This is a genomic window from Microseira wollei NIES-4236 (assembly GCF_020521235.1).
Lineage (GTDB): Bacteria > Cyanobacteriota > Cyanobacteriia > Cyanobacteriales > Aerosakkonemataceae > Microseira > Microseira wollei.
Window position 1 is genome coordinate 1 of the sequence record NZ_BLAY01000550.1, and the last position, 498, is coordinate 498.

2 protein-coding genes are annotated in these 498 nt (G+C 44.0%); both read left to right on the plus strand.

Features of this window, described 5'->3' with window-relative positions; translation table 11 throughout:
• The first annotated feature begins 152 nt into the window (after nt 1–152).
• The gene (locus MiSe_RS49805; RefSeq protein WP_226595036.1) at nt 153–311 is read left to right on the plus strand and encodes a hypothetical protein; all 159 of its coding nucleotides are present in this window, start codon (nt 153–155) and stop codon (nt 309–311) included.
• Nucleotides 311–472: a hypothetical protein gene (locus tag MiSe_RS49810; protein ID WP_226595037.1), complete on the plus strand. Its 162-nt coding sequence runs from the start codon at nt 311–313 to the stop codon at nt 470–472. Before MiSe_RS49805 ends, MiSe_RS49810 begins: the two co-directional genes overlap by 1 nt.
• Nucleotides 473–498: the final 26 nt, after the last annotated feature.

Sequence of the window (498 nt, forward strand, 5' to 3'; positions counted from 1 at the left end):
ATAACAATTTTAATCCTGCCGTGCCCCAACAATACAACGATTGCTGTACGGGCACGGCAAGAGAGATATTTTGATGAAAATAACAATTTTAATCCTGCCGTGCCCCAACAATACAACGATTGCTGTACGGGCACGGCAAGAGAGATATTTTGATGAAAATAACAATTTTAATCCTGCCGTGCCCCAACAATACAACGATTGCTGTAGGGGCACGGCAAGAGAGATATTTTGGTGATGGGAGCGATGTTAATCCTGCCGTGCCCCAACAATACAACGATTGCTGTACGGGCACGGCAATAGAGATATTTTGATGAAAATAACAATTTTAATCCTGCCGTGCCCCAACAATACAACGATTGCTGTAGGGGCACGGCAAGAGAGATATTTTGATGAAAATAACAATTTTAATCCTGCCGTGCCCCAACAATACAACGATTGCTGTAGGGGCACGGCAATAGAGATATTTTGGTGATGGGAGCGATGTTAATCCTGCCGTGC

Excerpts from the sequence above, each read along its gene's own strand:
- MiSe_RS49805 (WP_226595036.1), top strand. The coding sequence starts at position 153 with ATGAAAATAACAATTTTAATCCTGCCGTGCCCCAACAATACAACGATT.
- MiSe_RS49810 (WP_226595037.1), top strand. The coding sequence starts at position 311 with ATGAAAATAACAATTTTAATCCTGCCGTGCCCCAACAATACAACGATT.